Source organism: Thiomicrorhabdus aquaedulcis (genome assembly GCF_004001325.1).
GTDB lineage: Bacteria > Pseudomonadota > Gammaproteobacteria > Thiomicrospirales > Thiomicrospiraceae > Thiomicrorhabdus > Thiomicrorhabdus aquaedulcis.
Map to the genome: position 1 here is coordinate 398,341 of NZ_AP018722.1, position 16,208 is coordinate 414,548.

Here is a 16,208-nt window from a genome sequence, read left to right on the forward strand (position 1 = left end):
TTTAAGGAAGGGCAATGAAACGACCAGGTAAAAAAATTGAACAGAACGAAATGGGCTCAGAAACGTTTTTGGGTTATGTGGTGGGAATCGGTGCTTCAGCCGGCGGATTAGAAGCCTTAGAACGCTTTTTTTCGACGTGTCCTTACGATTCAGGTTTAGCGTTTGTGGTGGTGCAACATTTATCACCAGACCATAAAAGCATGATGGCCGATTTATTATCACGATACACTAAAATGCCTATTCATCTGGTCGAGCATGGTATGTTAATACGCGCCAATTGCGTGTATTTAATTCCGGCTGGTACCTTAATGAGAATTGTAAATCATCATTTTCAACTCACACCAAAATCACCGCACATTTTTACGCTGCCCATCGACATCTTTTTAAATTCATTGTCTGAAAATTATCACGCGCACGCTATTGGCGTAATTTTGTCGGGTACTGGTTCAGATGGTACTCGTGGGGCTTACGCGATTAATGACGAGGGTGGATTTTTATTAGCCCAAGAACCTGCCTCTGCTAAGTTTGATGGCATGCCCAACAGTGTGATTGCAACAGGCCTGGTAGATGAGATTTTACCGGCCGAAGCCTTGGCCGCGCGCATTATCGCCCATACCATCAACCCACAAAAAAAGGTTGCCTTGCCCATTGCGGCCATTAATGAAAGACCCTTTGACGAAGATTCGGCATTAGAAATGATTTTTCAACGCCTTGCCCAGTCAGGTGGTGTGGATTTTCACGATTATAAAATGGCCACAGTCTCGCGCCGTTTAGAGCGCAGAATGCAGGTTAAACGCATCGCTAATGTTCAAGATTACGCCCTGTTACTAGAAGAAGACTCTGTTGAAGTTGCTAATTTGCGTAGGGAGTTGTTTATTCCTGTCACCAGCTTTTTTAGAGATACGTTAGCGTTTGCTGAGTTGTCTAAAGTGGCTGTGCACAACATCGTTTTAAAAGTCCCTGCGGGCGAAACGATTCGAGTTTGGTCAGCGGGTGTTGCTACGGGTGAAGAGGTTTATTCGATTGCTATGCTGTTTATGGAGGCGTTTGAGCAGGAAAAACGTTGGCCTAATTTAAAAATATTTGCAACCGACGCTAACCCGCTTATTTTAGAAATGGCCGCCGCAGGACAGTACCCAGAATCGATTGCCGCCGAATTGACTCCGGAACGCTTAGAGCGGTTTTTTTATAAAACGGGGTCGTCATTTACCATTAAGCCTGAGTTAAGACAATGCGTTGTCTTTGCGCGCCATAATTTGCTGGTAGACCCTCCGTTTACGCGCATGGATTTAGTTTCTTGCCGCAATACCTTAATTTACTTTAAAGCCGAAGCCCAAGTTAAAGCATTGCACCGATTGCAGTATGCCACCAAGGCAGAAGGCTATTTATTTTTAGGGTCTAGTGAGTCTTTGGGGGGAATGAACAAAAGTTTTACCACCTTAAGCAATAAATATAAATTATTTCAGAGAAATCAAGCTAGCCTGCCTTTTGTGCTCGAGGCTAATATTGGTGAAAATAGTTTATATCTTCCACAAGTGGTTAAACGCAATAAAAGCAACTTAAGAACGCGGGTTTTAAATGACATTTCACTGATAGATGAGTCTACGGCAAGTTTGTTAAAAGCCTATGCACCACCGTCTATTTTGGTGAATGAACGCCATGAAGTCATTCATATTTTTGGCGACTTGCAATCGTATTTAAAGTTGCGTGAAGGTTCGGCCAGCTTAGACATTAATCGTGTTTTGCCCGAGGTGCTGGTGTCGGTCGTGTCGGCTTTGCTGTACAAAGCCTTTAAGGATAAAACCACGCTTTATTCTGATATGGTAACGTTAAAAGCCAATGACCAATCACAACGAACGTTACGGCTTTGCGTAAGGCCGGTACACATTGAGTCAGATGATCGATATGCGCTGGTGGTGTTTGAAGAACAAATGTCCAAATCGGCCATAGATTTTAAAGTGGTTGATATTGACGCTCAAACCAGTGAGCGCATAGAGGTTTTACAGCTAGCCTTAGCGGCCACGCGTGAGAGTCTTCAGGCTACGATTGAAGAGTTAGAAACTTCTAACGAAGAGTTGCAAGCCACCAACGAAGAGTTGATGGCCTCTAATGAAGAGCTTCAAAGCTCTAATGAAGAGCTCCAGTCGGTTAATGAAGAAATGAATACGGTGAATGCTGAGTTTCAAGAAAAAGTTTTGCGCCTTAATCAAGCAAATGCCGATTTAGACAGTATGGCTAAAGCGGTGGGCGTGGCCACTATTTTTGTAGATCCGCAATTGCAAATAACGCGTTTTACCGCCGATGTAGTGGGTTTGTTTAAATTACGCGACACCGACATTGGGCGGCCATTAAGCGATATTAGGCACACGTTGCACGACACTGATTTAACCCATTATTTTGAAACCACGCTCAAAACCGGACGGGTGTTTGAGCAAGAAGTGAGCAGTGAAAACGGCCACACTTATTTGCTTAGAATTTTGCCTTACCATGTGCCTTCATCTCATCTTCCTGGCGCAGTAGCCACCTTTACCGATGTAAGTGCCATACAAGACAAGTTGCGCCTACAAGCCATATTAAACGCCTTACCTGAGCATTTGGCGGTCTTGGCTCACGATGGCAGCATTGCCATGGTGAATGAAGCATGGCGTCGTTTTGCCAAAGCCAACGGCGACCCACTTTTATTGCATTCGGCTGAGGGCAGTAACTATTTAGAAGCCTGTCAGATTTTAGACGAGTCGGCTCAAACATCTTCTAATAAAGGGGACGATAATTCCGACCTTGTTTCTGCCCAAAAAGCCTATTTTGGGGTTAAAGGCGTTTTAGAAGGTCGACTTGCCTTTTTTAGCCACAAATATCCATGCCATAGCCCAACCGAAAAACGCTGGTTTGTCATGAATGTAGCGCCCATTTTAGGTCAGTACGAATACGGCGTGGTGGTGAGTCACAACAATATTACAGCTTGGGTTGATGAATAATCTCATGAGTGAACGTTTAAACAATCAACCGGATCCAAGCCACAATACACTTACTGAGCAAGAACGCTCTTCGTTGCGTGAAAAAGCCTTGCAGGCATTGTCTAACGGCGATTTGCAATTGCAGGGCATTACCCAAATACAACAGGCTACATTAGACAGTGTGTTTGAAGAGTTGCGAATTTATCAAGCCGAATTAGAAATTCAAAATCAAACATTACGCTTAGCGCAAACTCAACTGCAATTAAGTCAAACACTGTATCAAATGCTGTTTGAATCATTGCCCATGGCAGCCCTGGTGTTAAATTCAATGGGGGTGATTGTTCAGGTTAATAATGAAGCCATGCGGTTGCTGGTATTGTCCCAACGTCGGCACTTGGTTAATCACTCTATTTATCGTTATATAGCGCAAGAAGGCGCTAGCTGGCTGGCGCATCGGCTAACTCAGGGGCACACACACACCATATCAGAGCAGCAAATGGAGGTCTATACCGCACAAGGCACCCAGTTGGTGGCCGCCCATTTGGTTCGATTGCCTATTGATTCTATGCAAGCGCAATCGGAGCATAAATTTATAATTTTGCTGGCCGATTTAAGCCTAGAAGTTGCTAAACAAGAGCAATGGCAATTGTTTGAATCCATTATTAACAACAGCCCAACTTTAATTTACGCATTTGACCGCGAGGGGCAATGCATTTTAGCCAATAACAAAATGGTTGAGCAGATGGGTTTAAGCGACACGTCTGAAATCATAGGAAAAAATAGAGTCGATATCATTAACTCACAAGATGCCAATGTGCATTTTGAAAATGACGGCTTGGTCTTTTCAACCGGACACTCTATTGGTTTTGAAGAAGGTTTTTTACATCAAGAACATCAGCGCTATTATCTAAGCAATAAGTTTCCCCTCAAAAATCTTAATAATGAAATTTATGCAGTCGCGGGTATTTCGTTAGACATTACCGAACAGCGAATGAGTGAAATTCGTTTAAAAATTGCCTTACAGGTTTTTTCACAGGGGCAGGAAGGTATTTTAATATGCGATCATAATCAGCAAATACTGTCGGTTAACCATGCGTTTGAGGCGATTACTGGCTTTAGTGAAATTGAAATGATAGGCAAAAATCCACGAATTTTAGCCTCTGGCAAACACCCTTTGTCTTTTTACCAATCCTTGTGGCAGTCACTTTTATCTGACGGTAAGTGGTCGGGTGAGATATGGAACCGACGCAAAAGTGGCGATGTTTACCCGCAGTTTTTAACCATTAGTTTGGTGTACGATTCGTTTGGCCAAGTTACACATTATTTAGGTGTTTTTAGCGACATTACTGCGCGCAAAGCCGCCGAAGAAGAGATTCAATATTTAGCCTTTTACGACTCTCTCACCGGCACGGCCAATCGGTTTTTATTGCGCGAGCGTGTAGAGCAAAAAATAAGAGAGGCTGATCGCAACGAATTAGAATTTGCTATTTTGTACATTGATTTAGACCACTTTAAAGAAATCAACGACGTTTACGGTCACGATGCTGGGGACGCATTACTTAAAAAAGTCACGTCCAGAATTTTGGATCAAATTCGCAAACAAGACACATTAAGCCGTATTGGAGGTGATGAGTTTGTGTTAATGCTGGATGAAATTAACAGCACGCAAGCTCTTTACACAGCACAAAAAATTGTATCACTTTTGGTTGCTCCTTATTTTATTGACGGCTTAGAAATGAATATTTCAGCGTCCATTGGTTTGGCTATTTATCCCGAACATGCGCAAGACTTTGACTCATTGCTAAAATATTCGGACGTGGCGATGTATCAATCTAAAACCAATGGCCGCAATAGTTGCACGGTCTTTGAAAATTGGATGATTAAAACCTCGCAAGAGTTTATTACCATCGATGTAGCGTTGCGTAACGCCATATTGGCACAGCAATTACAATTGGTTTTTCAGCCGCAAATTTCGTTTGTAACCCAGCAAGTTGAAGGTTTCGAGGCTCTGTTGCGCTGGACGCATCCCGATTTAGGTGAAGTGTCGCCAGCGATTTTTATTCCCATTGCCGAAAAGTCCGATTTAATTGTTGAGATTTCTGACTGGGTCATTCAAAAAAGTTTAGACACCTTGAGCCACCTTCAATCAGAAGGTTTTATTGCGCCTTGTATTAGCGTAAATATTTCTGCGCGTGAGTTTATTCACCCCAACTTTGTGGGGCGAATTAAAAGGCACTTGGAGCGATACCCCACTTTAAAACCGGCCTGTTTAGAGCTTGAGTTAACAGAAAGGGTTGCTATACACGAGCCCGAAAAAGTAAGGAATATTTTTGAGCAACTCAATGCAATGGGGGTTTTACTGGCTTTAGACGATTTTGGTACAGATTATTCTTCGCTTAACACGCTTAAAAATTTGCCACTGCAAAGGTTAAAAATTGACATGTCTTTTGTTAAAGGCGTTATCGACCATCATCAAGACGCGAGCGTGTGTCACGCCATTATTGCCATGGCAAAAGCACTCAAGCTTAATACGGTGGTAGAAGGCGTGGAGACACTTGAGCAGGCCAACTTTTTTAAACAAGCGGGTGCAAACACGGCACAAGGTTATTGGTTTGCCAAGCCTATGCACATTCAAGCGCTAAAAAATTGGTTACAAGCGCGTAATCAGTAGTAAGCGTTTGCGCGTTTGTTGTATTGCTCTTAACAAGGCGGGTGGTTAAATATAGTGCTTTTAAAATTGTCGTAAACCTTTATAATACGGCATTCTTACTATGCGCTTGTAGCTCAGCTGGATAGAGCGTCCCCCTCCGGAGGGGAAGGCCGGGGGTTCAAATCCTCTCAAGCGCACCATCTTTGTACCTTCTTTGTTTTTCTTATTTTAATCGTTTTTTATTCGTCCATTCACTCGCGCTCATGCAAAGGTCTCATCATTGCGGTGCTGTCCGTTTTTATGTTTGATGACGATTCTTAGAGTTTGAACCACTTGTTATCGTTTGTTGTGGTTTATTGTGGCTTGCTGTGACTTGTTTGGACTGGGCTAGAATTAACCACAGTTTGTGAATAAAGGCCTTTTTACAAAGGCCTTATTCGTTATAGGCTACGCTGTTTAAAAAGGACAACCCATGGCTTGGGCGTTTTGCTTAACGGTGTCGCGTTCTGCTTGATCTTGTGCGGCGTTAAAGCCGTCACGCTCGTACCAGCCGTGGGTGTGTTGCAGAATAAGTTCGGCCAGCGCATCGGCGTGATCAGGGCGGTCGTTTAGGCATTTAATGTAGCTAAATTTTTCGCCGCCCGATTCCATAAAATACTCGTGGTTTTCTTCGCCAATTTCTTCAATGGTTTCTAAACAGTCGGCCGAAAACCCAGGGCAAATAACCTGAATATCTTTAATGCCCAGGCCTGGTAAGGCTTTCATGGTGGCATCGGTGTAGGGTTTAATCCACTCTTCGCGGCCAAAAATAGACTGAAATGTCACTTTGTATTGTTCTTTGCTCAAGCCCAATTCTTGCGCTAATAAGCGCGAGGTAACGTGGCAATCGCAATGATATGGGTCGCCGTTGTCCAAATAACGCTGTGGCACGCCATGATACGACATCACCAATAATTGCGGTTGACCATGAATGGCTTGGTGCTCACGAATGCTGGCGGCCAAGGCTTTGATGTAGCTGGGTGCGCGGTGGTATTGGTTGATAAAACGCATTTCGGGAATCCAGCGCCATTTTTGCAACTCGGTCGTGACCGCATCAAAGGTCGATGCCGTGGTAGCACCAGCGTATTGCGGATACAGTGGCAGCACAATAATACGCTCACAGCCTTTGGCTTGCAGGGCTTGCAACGCGCTGGCAATGGATGGATTGCCATAACGCATGCCCAGTTCAAATTCTACCGGGCCTTTAAAGTGAGGGCGTACGCGCTGGGCAATTGCCTCAACTTGGCGCTTGGCAATGTTTAATAATGGCGCACCTTCGCCTTCACTGTCCCATACAGAGGCATAGGCCTCAGCTGATTTAGCGGGGCGGGTGTTTAAAATAATCCCGTTTAAAATTAATTTCCATAACCAGCGTGCTGGCGGCGGCTCAACCACGCGCGTGTCGGATAAAAACTCTTTTAAATAGCGTTTTAACGCCGCTTTGGTGGGGGCGTCTGGCGTGCCTAAGTTGGTGATAAGCACGCCGGTTGCACTGGCCGAACCATGTTGGTAGTTGGTGTAAGATTGATAGAGCAAAACGACTCTCCCGAGTTTGAGTGTTAATGAGGCTTAAAAGGTAAACCGAAGATAAACCGAATATAAACCAAACGTTTGATTGGGTTGTGTGCAAGCCGCACGAAAATTTAAAAATTTATTTTACAGACTCTATCGGTTTAAAACAGAGTTTTTAACTGGGTTTTTGGTTAAAATGACGTCTCTTAAATTTACACTAAAGGAACCACGTCATGGGAAGCTCGTCGCATAAAATTCAAGTTGGCATTGTGGGTGGCACCGGATACACCGGGGTTGAGTTATTGCGTTTATTGGCCAATCATCCTTATGCCGAGGTGATGGCCATTACCTCGCGCAGCGAAGTGGGATTAAAGGTCGCTGATCTGTTTCCTAATTTACGTGGTTTTTACGATTTGGCATTCTCCGAGCCAAGTTTAGCGGTGTTAACCCAATGTGACGTGGTGTTTTTTGCCACACCACACGGAGTGGCCATGAGCATGACGCCCGATTTATTAGCCGCCGGCGTACGCGTAATTGACTTGGCTGCCGACTTTAGAATTGACGATTTAAACGTTTGGGAAACCTGGTACGGCATGGCGCATACCTGCCCCGAAGTGATGAGCGAGGTGGTGTATGGCTTGCCCGAGATAAATCGTGACAAAATCGAAACGGCACGAGTTGTAGCCAACCCGGGTTGTTATCCTACCGCCGTGCAGTTGGGCTTTATGCCATTGTTAAAAGCCGGTTTAATTGACATTGACCATCTGGTGGCCGATGCTAAGTCGGGCATCAGCGGAGCAGGGCGCGGAGCCAAAGTGGACTCGTTAGCGGCCGAAACCAGCGAAGGTTTTAAAGCCTATGGCATTAACGGTCATCGTCATCTGCCCGAAATTAGACAAGGTTTAAACTTAATGGTGGATGCCAATGTTAACATCACTTTTGTGCCGCACTTAATTCCGACCATTCGCGGCATCGAGGCGACTTTGTACGGCAAGTTAACGCGCAATGTTTCACAGCAAGATTTACAAACTTTGTTTGAAGACGCTTACGCGCAAGAGCCGTTTGTGGATGTGATGCCAGCCAATAGTTTTCCCGATACGCGGATGGTAAAAGGCTCTAATATGTGCCGCATGGCGGTGTATCGTCCACAGGGTGGCGATGTGGTGGTGGTAACCTCGGTTATTGATAACCTGGTAAAAGGTGCGTCAGGTCAAGCCATTCAAAACATGAACATTATGTTTGGGTTAGATGAAACCGCTGGGTTGCACGTGGTGGCGTTGTTGCCGTAACGTGCAAAGGTCTCATCATTGCAATAAGGTTTTTTGATATACTACCAGGCCTGGTCAATGTCTATTAGTTGTGTAAGGGGCTATTAAGCCTCTTGCATCAAATGACCAATAACCACCGAGTTTTTCCCCTTAGTTAATACAAAGGATGCAGAAAATGTCAGATATTCCAACGCCGTTAACCTTTACCAATGCCGCGGCCTCTAAGGTCAGTGGGTTAATTGAAGACGAACAAAACCCCAATTTAAAATTGCGTGTGTACATTACCGGTGGCGGTTGCTCGGGCTTTTCATACGGCTTTACGTTTGATGAAACTCAAAACGACGACGATACCATTGTGCAAAAAGAGGGGGTGACGTTATTGGTCGATTCCATGAGTTTTCAATATTTAGTCGGTGCCAAAATTGACTATTTAGAAGATTTGCAAGGGGCTCGTTTTGTGATTGAAAACCCCAACGCCTCCACTACCTGTGGTTGCGGCTCGTCGTTTAGCGTTTAAGTTTAGTGAGTTTGTCTATGCAGTATATTCCAGGGTTAGCCGGCGTTCCGGCCACAGAATCGCAAATTTCGTTTATTGACGGCGAAAAAGGTCTGTTGACCTATCGTGGCTACGATATTCAGGCATTAGCCGAGCATTCGTCGTTTGAAGAAACTACGCTATTATTGCTGTTTGGACACTTGCCCACCGCTGAAGAGTTGGCCAATTTTGATCATAAATTGCGTCAAAATCGTCGGGTAAAATACAATATTCGTGAAATTATGAAAAACCTGCCGCCCACAACGCACCCTATGCACATGCTGCAAGTGGTGGTGGCCAGTTTAGCCAGTTTTTACCCTAGTACCGAATACATGAAAGGCGCGACCGAAAACCAAGATTACATTAACGATGTAACGGTTAAAATCATCGCCCACATGGGTACTTTGGTGGCCATGTGGGAACACATTCGCAACGGTTACGACCCTATTGAACCGCGTAAAGATTTAACCTACGCCGAAAACTTTTTATACATGGTGAACGGTCAAGAACCCGACAAAGATTGGGCTCGGTTGTTAGACGCCATTTTAATTTTGCACGCCGAACACACCATTAACGCCTCAACCTTTACCACGATGGTAACGGGTTCAACATTGGCTAATCCGTGTTCGGTTATTTCGTCGGCAATCGCTTCGTTGTCGGGACCATTGCACGGTGGCGCTAATCAAAAAGTCATTGAAATGCTGGATAAAATAGGCACGCCTGAAAACGTTCGACCTTACATTGAAGAGCGTTTGGCTAAAAAGTTAGTGATTTGGGGTATGGGACATCGCGAATACAAAACCAAAGACCCGCGCGCAACCATTTTGCAAAAGTTGTCTAGCGAGTTGCTCAAAGATCGTTCGGCCAAACTAAGCGTGGCGTTTGAAACAGCGCTCGAAGTAGAGCGTGTTTGTGAAGAGTTATTGGGGCACAAAGGTGTTTATCCCAATGTCGATTTTTATTCGGGTATTTTGTACAAAGAGATGGGGTTTGACCCTGGATTGTTTACGCCTATTTTTGCCGTAGCGCGTTCAGCCGGCTGGATGGCTCACTGGCGCGAGCAGTTGCAAAACAATAAGATTTTTAGACCCACGCAAATTTACACGGGTTGTGAGCAGGCGCAATATGTGCCAGTAGAGCAACGTGGTAGCGACCACGAACGTGAGAAAATGCCACAAGTTTAGAGCTGTTTTTATAATATGAGTTTGCAAAGCCTCGCACCAATCTTTTGATGCGGGGCTTTTTTGTTTTTAAGGTATTTGCTTAGGCCATCCACACTCCGCCCAAAATTACATCGCGTGTGGCTCCGGTTACGGCTGATAACGCCACGGGTTTATGTTCGATTCGTTGTTTGGCTAGCCAAGCGCACATCATAGCTTCGATCGCGTGTGGGTTTATGTGGCAAGTCTGCGAGCTGCTTACGCTAAAAAAGGGCAGATGGTGCTGCAATCGCTGCATTAAATGACCATTAAACGCACCGCCACCGCACACCCAAACCAGGCAAGGGTTTAATTTGGATAAAGTCGCCGCTGGCGCGAGAGTATGCTGCTCATAGGTTTTTAAAATACTTTGGGCGATGCTTTGTGCGGTAAGTTCACACAATGTACATAAAACAGTGTGTGCATTTAGGTCTTCTAAAGCGTGTTGTTTTAGTGTTTGATTTAACCAGGCCTGGTTAAATACGTCTCGTCCTGTGCTTTTGGGGGCGGGTTGGCTAAAGTAAGAATGGTTAAGCAGCGCGCTTAACAGCGTGGCGTTTATCGTGCCTTGTGCGGCCAATTGTCCATTGCTGTCATAGGGTTGGTTAAAATGATGTTGGCATATTTCATCCATTAACGCGTTGCCAGGGCCAGTGTCAAACCCCAGCACTAAGCCGTTAGCCGGTAAAAAACTGATGTTGGCAATGCCGCCAATATTAACCACAAAATAATCGTCTTGGATTGAGCCAGACGCCTCTTTTTGCAGGCCTTTAGCCGCAAACAGCGGTTGGTGAAACGCCGGCGCAAACGGTGCGCCTTGACCCCCTACCGCCATGTCGTCCATTCTAAAATCGGCTACGGTGGTAATGCCTAAGGTTTTGGCAATGAGTGCGGGGTGGCCAATTTGCAAACTCATGGGCATGTCTGGAGCGTGAAAAATGGTTTGCCCATGACTGCCTAAAGCGCAAATTTGCTGAGCTTTAAAGCCGCTGTGAGTTAATAATGCGTGGGCACTGGCAATAAAGGCCTGAGCTACTGCAACCGATAGCTGGCTTAACTGAGCAAGCGCAATGTTGGGATGGTTGTTTAAATCAATTAAAGTTTGCTTAAGGTCACTTGGCAGTGGTTGACTGTGAAAGTCGATGAGTTCAATGGTGTTGCCTTCAAATTTAACCAGTGCTGCGTCAACCGCGTCGGCACTGGTACCCGACATAAGTCCAATGTAGTATTGGGCTTTATGTGCGGTGTTGCATGGGGTTAAAGACGCAGAGTGACGAGGCATTTATTCGAAATTTTGTACAAGATGGGTTTTGGCATCGGTGCGGTCTAATTGCGACAACAAAAACTTTGCTTGCTTGGTAAAGCTGGCGTGATATTTTTTGTCTAAAGGAACGTCACCAGGAAATTTCATGTTAAGTGGGTCAACGTGCACATCGTTAATTCTAAATTCGTAATGCAAATGCGGCCCTGTGGCCAGGCCTGTTTGGCCTAAATATCCCAAAATATCGCCCTGTTTAATGGTGGAGCCTTGTTTAAAATTACCAAATTTAGACAGGTGACCGTACAGGGTTAAATATTTACCCGCGTGCTGAATTTTAACGTGATTGCCATAGCCTTTGCCCCAGCCAGCAAACACCACTTTACCATTGCCGGTGGCGCGAATAGGCGTACCAATGGGGCCGCCGTAATCGACACCGCGATGCGCACGCCACTCTTTAAGCACTGGATGAAAGCGTTTTGGATTAAATTTTGAGGTGATGCGAACGTAGTCAACAGGGCTGCGTAAAAACGCCTTTTTAAGGTTTTTACCCTCTTCATTGTAATAGCCAATCAGTTGGTTTTTGGCGTCACGCTGAATAAAGGCGTTGTGGCGGGTTTGGCGGTTGTTGGTGGTGATTTGTGCCGCCAAAATATCGCCATCGCCAATGTATTGGTTTTTAAGGTAGCGTGTTTCGTAAATGACTTTAAACGTGTCGCCTTCACGCAACTCGCGCGAAAAGTCGATGTCCCAACCAAATAAATCCGACAAGCTCATAATGCTTTTGGCGCTTAAACCGGCGTTTTGCGCGTCTACGTAAAACGAATTATTAATGGTGCCGTAAGCGGTTTGAGTGCGAATTTCAACGTTGGATTTTTTCTCATCAATGCTGTAACCGGTGTCGGTTTTAATTAATTCATAGCTCAGTAGCTGAGTTTTGGGGTAAAGAATTTTTTGTAAGGTGTCGTTTTGATCAACCCACACCACTAGCTCATCCCCTACATTTAAGTTGGTAAGCAGATGACCGTCTTTTAAGGTGCTAATGTTATGAGTGGTGTTGGCCGAAATTTTTAGGCTATTAAGAGCGGTTCCCAAGGATTCATTTTTGCCAATTTTAATGTGATGTTTAACCCAACCTGCTGGTCGGTTGGAGGGCGCTGGTTTGGTTTGCTTCTGGATTGGTGCGTCGTTGTTAACGTTGGGCAAAGGCAACTCTTGACGTTCTGGCAAGTTGGCCACAGAAACAGTGGGCAGGGTTGCGGCAATAAGCAGAGCGCTAACCACCATTGTTAACCCAGCAAATTTTACGAATTTAATCATTTTGGTTGGGGCTATTGAGCTTTTCATAATAAAACCAGGGTTTCTAAATTTGGTGCATTATACAGAAAATACGCGCACTGTTGAGTGACAACGTCCAATTAATGCGCGCCAAAGTCGTTTGGCTTGTTGCGCTAATGCTCTATTTTATAGGGTACTTTAGTGTGTTATTCATAGGTTTGCGCTTAAGCTTCAATAAGTATTCGCACCCCAAAATCGGTCGATTCGGCGCTTACAATTGTTCGTTTGTTTACCCGGCACCAAGCGGTAATGTCGCTAAGTGCGCCTGAGTCAGTGCATTCAATACAAACCACTTCACCAGGCCTGGTTAAACGAATTTGTTGTTGTAGTTTAATGACCGGCATCGGACATTTTAAGCCCCTCGCATTGACTAAATGTTGAAACATCTTTAAGACTCCTAATTAACACACTCACAAAATACGCTATAATTGCTGCCATTTTATTTTAGAGGATAAGCACGTGTCGGCAACAGCAGCAACGGATATTCGCACCTTTCAGGGCATGATTCAATCCCTACAAGCCTTTTGGGCGGCGCAAGGGTGTGTGGTGATGCAACCTTACGACAATGAAATGGGGGCGGGCACGTTTCACCCGTCCACCTTCTTGCGCTCAATTGGCCCTGAGCCATGGCGTGCCGCGTACGTGCAGCCTTGCCGCCGACCCACCGACGGTCGTTACGGCGAAAACCCCAACCGTTTACAGCATTATTATCAATTTCAAGTCATGCTTAAACCGTCGCCCGACAACATTCAAGAACTGTATTTACAGTCGTTAGAAATGTTGGGCATTGACCCACTCGAACACGACATTCGTTTTGTAGAAGACAACTGGGAATCGCCGACGTTGGGCGCGTGGGGCTTGGGTTGGGAGGTCTGGCTTAACGGCATGGAAGTCACCCAATTTACCTATTTTCAGCAGGTGGGCGGCCTAGAATGTCGTCCCATTACGGGCGAGATTACCTACGGTTTAGAGCGCATTGCCATGTATTTGCAAGGGGTCAACAGCGTATACGATTTAACCTGGGTAAACGGGCCAGACGGTAAAGTCACCTACGGCGATGTGTTTCACCAAAACGAAGTGGAGATGTCCACCTACAACTTTGAAAAAGCCGATACCGCCATTTTGTTTAGAACCTTTGATGAATGCGAACAGATTTTTGCCCAGTTGGTTGAAGCCAAATTGCCGTTGCCCGCTTACGAGCAAGTGCTTAAGGCCTCGCACGCTTTTAATATGTTAGACGCACGTCATGCCATCAGTGTGACCGAACGTGCACGCTTTATTGGACGCGTGCGCACCATGGCCAGACAAATTGCTCAATCGTATTATGAAGGCCGCGAAGCCTTAGGCTTTCCGCTGGTAAAAAGCGCACAGGAGGCTCAATAATGACCGCACAAACCGATGTTTTTTTAGTTGAAATTGGTACCGAAGAACTGCCCCCCAAAGCCCTTAAAACCCTGGCGCAAGCCTTTAGTGACGGCATTGTAGCCGGCCTGCGTGATGCGCAACTATCGTTTGGCGCGGTTAAATGGTATGGCGCACCACGTCGTTTGGCGGTGCAAATTGAAGGGTTACAAACTCAGCAAGCCAATACGGTAGTAGAACGTAAAGGCCCGGCCAAAAAAGCGGCATTTGATGCCAGTGGCCAACCCAGCAAAGCGCTGGAAGGTTTTGCGCGTGGCTTGGGTATTGGTGTGAATGAGTTAATTGAAATTGATACCGATAAAGGCATTTGGATGGCCTACAACGTGCAACAAATCGGCCAGTCGGCTGTGGCGTTGTTGCCCGATATTGTTAACCAGTCGTTGGCCAAATTGCCCATTCCAAAGCGCATGCGCTGGGGCAGTTCGGACGTTGAATTTGTGCGTCCAGTGCATTGGGTCTTGATGTTATTGGGCAATCATATTATTCCGGCCACCGTATTGGGCCATGCCGCCAGCAACACCACGCGGGGGCATCGTTTTCATGCGCCCAGCGCGTTGGTAATCGCGCACCCGCACGACTACGCCAGCACCTTGCGTACGCAAGGTTTTGTCGAGGCCGATTTTGAATTACGCGCCGCTAAAATTCGCCAACAAGTTGAGCAAGTCGCCCAGCAAGCTGGTGGTGAAGCGGTGATTGAAGACGCTTTGTTGGACGAAGTTACCGCGTTAAACGAATGGCCAGTGGCGTTGGTGGGCGATTTTGACGAGCAGTTTTTAAGCGTGCCAGCCGAAGCGTTAATCTCGGCGATGGCGGGACATCAAAAATATTTTCACATGCTGGACACAAACGGCAAACTGATGGCCAAGTTTATTACCGTGAGTAATATTCAAAGCACCAACCCGCACGCGGTGCGTTCGGGCAATGAACGGGTGATTCGTCCACGTTTAGCGGATGCTAAATTCTTTTGGGATCAAGATCGTAAACACCCGCTCGACGACTTGTTGCCACGGTTAAAAACCGTGGTGTTTCAGCAAAAGTTGGGTACTTTGTACGACAAAGTAGAGCGTTTGGCCTGCTTAGCGGTCAAAATTGGTCGGCCTTTAGGGGTAGACGCCGCCTTATGTGAACGCGCGGCGCGGTTGTCAAAGTGCGATTTAATGAGTGAAATGGTGGGTGAATTTCCAGAGCTGCAAGGGGTGATGGGACGCTATTACGCCACCGCACAAAACGAACACCCCAGCGTGGCCGAGGCGATTGATGCGCAATATCAACCGCGTTTTGCCGGCGACGCACTGCCGCAATCGGCGGTGGCGCAAGCCTTGGCTATTGCCGATAAAATAGACACCATTACCGGTATTTATGGCGTAGGCCAGTTGCCCACGGGCGACAAAGACCCGTTTGCATTGCGTCGTGCGGCCTTGGGTTGTTTGCGCATTATGATTGAAAACAACCTCGATTTAGATTTACGCCTGTTGATTCAATACGGTCTTGAATCGCACCCTCAGGTTGAAAGCAGCGATATTTTAATTAATGATATTTACGATTTTATGGTGGGGCGTTTACGCGCCTATTACGCCGATCAAGGCATCAGTGCCGAGCAGTTTGAAGCGGTACGCGTGTGTCGACCCGCGCACCCCATTGATTTTGCCAAACGCATTGAGGCCATTAAAGCGTTTAGTCAAATGGACGGCGCGGCCAGTTTAAGTGCGGCCAATAAGCGCATTAGCAATCTGCTTAAAAAGGTCGAAGGCACTGTGCCGCACACCATTGACGAACACTTGTTTAGCGAACCGGCCGAAACCGCACTGTGGCATGCGCTTGACGCGTTGCGCGAAACCGTTAGCAATCAAATTGCTGGACGCGATTATCAAGCGGCGATGGCGTCTTTATCGACGATTCGCGGTGAAGTCGATGCGTTTTTTGACGACGTCATGGTCATGAGCGACGACTTAGCGGTACGCAACAACCGTTTGGCGTTGCTCAATCAAATTTACCAACTGTTTTTACAAGTCGCCGACATCTCTCGCTTGTAA

Annotated in this window: 11 protein-coding genes and 1 tRNA gene; 8 read left to right on the forward strand and 4 right to left on the reverse strand. The window is 46.1% G+C overall.

The window, feature by feature from the left end:
* Positions 1–14 precede the first annotated feature (14 nt).
* The 3 genes from EP181_RS01760 to EP181_RS01770 all read left to right on the forward strand — a co-directional run bounded on the left by EP181_RS01760 (position 15) and on the right by EP181_RS01770 (position 5,804).
* Positions 15–2,975 carry a chemotaxis protein CheB gene (locus EP181_RS01760; RefSeq protein WP_172959660.1) on the forward strand — a complete coding sequence of 987 codons (2,961 nt, stop codon included), beginning with the start codon at positions 15–17 and terminating at the stop codon, positions 2,973–2,975.
* 4 nt (positions 2,976–2,979) lie between these two features.
* Positions 2,980–5,625, forward strand: coding sequence for an EAL domain-containing protein (locus tag EP181_RS01765; protein ID WP_172959661.1), 2,646 nt, complete (start codon positions 2,980–2,982; stop codon positions 5,623–5,625).
* A 102-nt stretch (positions 5,626–5,727) separates the two neighbouring features.
* Positions 5,728–5,804, forward strand: a tRNA-Arg gene (locus tag EP181_RS01770).
* Between the two features lie 256 nt (positions 5,805–6,060).
* Here EP181_RS01770 and hemH read toward each other — a convergent pair.
* The gene (gene hemH, locus EP181_RS01775) at positions 6,061–7,179 is read right to left on the reverse strand and encodes a ferrochelatase (protein ID WP_127470133.1); all 1,119 of its coding nucleotides are present in this window, start codon (positions 7,177–7,179) and stop codon (positions 6,061–6,063) included.
* 209 nt (positions 7,180–7,388) lie between these two features.
* On the opposite strand from hemH, the gene argC reads away from it, so the two are divergent.
* The 3 genes from argC to EP181_RS01790 all read left to right on the forward strand — a co-directional run bounded on the left by argC (position 7,389) and on the right by EP181_RS01790 (position 10,142).
* Positions 7,389–8,444: an N-acetyl-gamma-glutamyl-phosphate reductase gene (gene argC / locus EP181_RS01780; protein ID WP_127470134.1), complete on the forward strand. Its 1,056-nt coding sequence runs from the start codon at positions 7,389–7,391 to the stop codon at positions 8,442–8,444.
* A 154-nt stretch (positions 8,445–8,598) separates the two neighbouring features.
* Positions 8,599–8,940 (forward strand): iron-sulfur cluster insertion protein ErpA, encoded by a 342-nt coding sequence (erpA, locus tag EP181_RS01785; protein ID WP_127470135.1) that lies wholly within the window; start codon positions 8,599–8,601, stop codon positions 8,938–8,940.
* 17 nt (positions 8,941–8,957) lie between these two features.
* Positions 8,958–10,142 (forward strand): citrate synthase, encoded by a 1,185-nt coding sequence (locus EP181_RS01790; RefSeq protein ID WP_127470136.1) that lies wholly within the window; start codon positions 8,958–8,960, stop codon positions 10,140–10,142.
* 79 nt (positions 10,143–10,221) lie between these two features.
* Here the strand turns inward: EP181_RS01790 and EP181_RS01795 are convergent, their stop codons facing one another.
* The 3 genes from EP181_RS01795 to EP181_RS01805 all read right to left on the reverse strand — a co-directional run bounded on the left by EP181_RS01795 (position 10,222) and on the right by EP181_RS01805 (position 13,139).
* Positions 10,222–11,439, reverse strand: coding sequence for an anhydro-N-acetylmuramic acid kinase (locus EP181_RS01795; RefSeq protein WP_127470137.1), 1,218 nt, complete (start codon positions 11,437–11,439; stop codon positions 10,222–10,224).
* Positions 11,440–12,762 (reverse strand): M23 family metallopeptidase, encoded by a 1,323-nt coding sequence (locus EP181_RS01800; RefSeq protein ID WP_232023473.1) that lies wholly within the window; start codon positions 12,760–12,762, stop codon positions 11,440–11,442.
* 155 nt (positions 12,763–12,917) lie between these two features.
* Positions 12,918–13,139: a sulfurtransferase TusA family protein gene (locus tag EP181_RS01805; RefSeq protein WP_127470138.1), complete on the reverse strand. Its 222-nt coding sequence runs from the start codon at positions 13,137–13,139 to the stop codon at positions 12,918–12,920.
* A 115-nt stretch (positions 13,140–13,254) separates the two neighbouring features.
* Here EP181_RS01805 and glyQ point away from each other — a divergent pair, with 115 nt between their 5' ends.
* On the forward strand, positions 13,255–14,136 hold the full coding sequence (gene glyQ / locus EP181_RS01810; protein ID WP_127471731.1) for a glycine--tRNA ligase subunit alpha: 882 nt from the start codon (positions 13,255–13,257) through the stop codon (positions 14,134–14,136).
* The gene (gene glyS / locus EP181_RS01815; protein ID WP_127470139.1) at positions 14,136–16,208 is read left to right on the forward strand and encodes a glycine--tRNA ligase subunit beta; all 2,073 of its coding nucleotides are present in this window, start codon (positions 14,136–14,138) and stop codon (positions 16,206–16,208) included. Before glyQ ends, glyS begins: the two co-directional genes overlap by 1 nt.

Coding starts and splice junctions, on each gene's coding strand:
- EP181_RS01800 (WP_232023473.1), bottom strand. CDS start 12,762: ATGAAAAGCTCAATAGCCCCAACCAAAATGATTAAATTCGTAAAATTT.
- EP181_RS01760 (WP_172959660.1), top strand. CDS start 15: ATGAAACGACCAGGTAAAAAAATTGAACAGAACGAAATGGGCTCAGAA.
- EP181_RS01765 (WP_172959661.1), top strand. CDS start 2,980: ATGAGTGAACGTTTAAACAATCAACCGGATCCAAGCCACAATACACTT.
- erpA (WP_127470135.1), top strand. CDS start 8,599: ATGTCAGATATTCCAACGCCGTTAACCTTTACCAATGCCGCGGCCTCT.
- EP181_RS01805 (WP_127470138.1), bottom strand. CDS start 13,139: ATGTTTCAACATTTAGTCAATGCGAGGGGCTTAAAATGTCCGATGCCG.
- EP181_RS01790 (WP_127470136.1), top strand. CDS start 8,958: ATGCAGTATATTCCAGGGTTAGCCGGCGTTCCGGCCACAGAATCGCAA.
- argC (WP_127470134.1), top strand. CDS start 7,389: ATGGGAAGCTCGTCGCATAAAATTCAAGTTGGCATTGTGGGTGGCACC.
- glyQ (WP_127471731.1), top strand. CDS start 13,255: ATGATTCAATCCCTACAAGCCTTTTGGGCGGCGCAAGGGTGTGTGGTG.
- EP181_RS01795 (WP_127470137.1), bottom strand. CDS start 11,439: ATGCCTCGTCACTCTGCGTCTTTAACCCCATGCAACACCGCACATAAA.
- glyS (WP_127470139.1), top strand. CDS start 14,136: ATGACCGCACAAACCGATGTTTTTTTAGTTGAAATTGGTACCGAAGAA.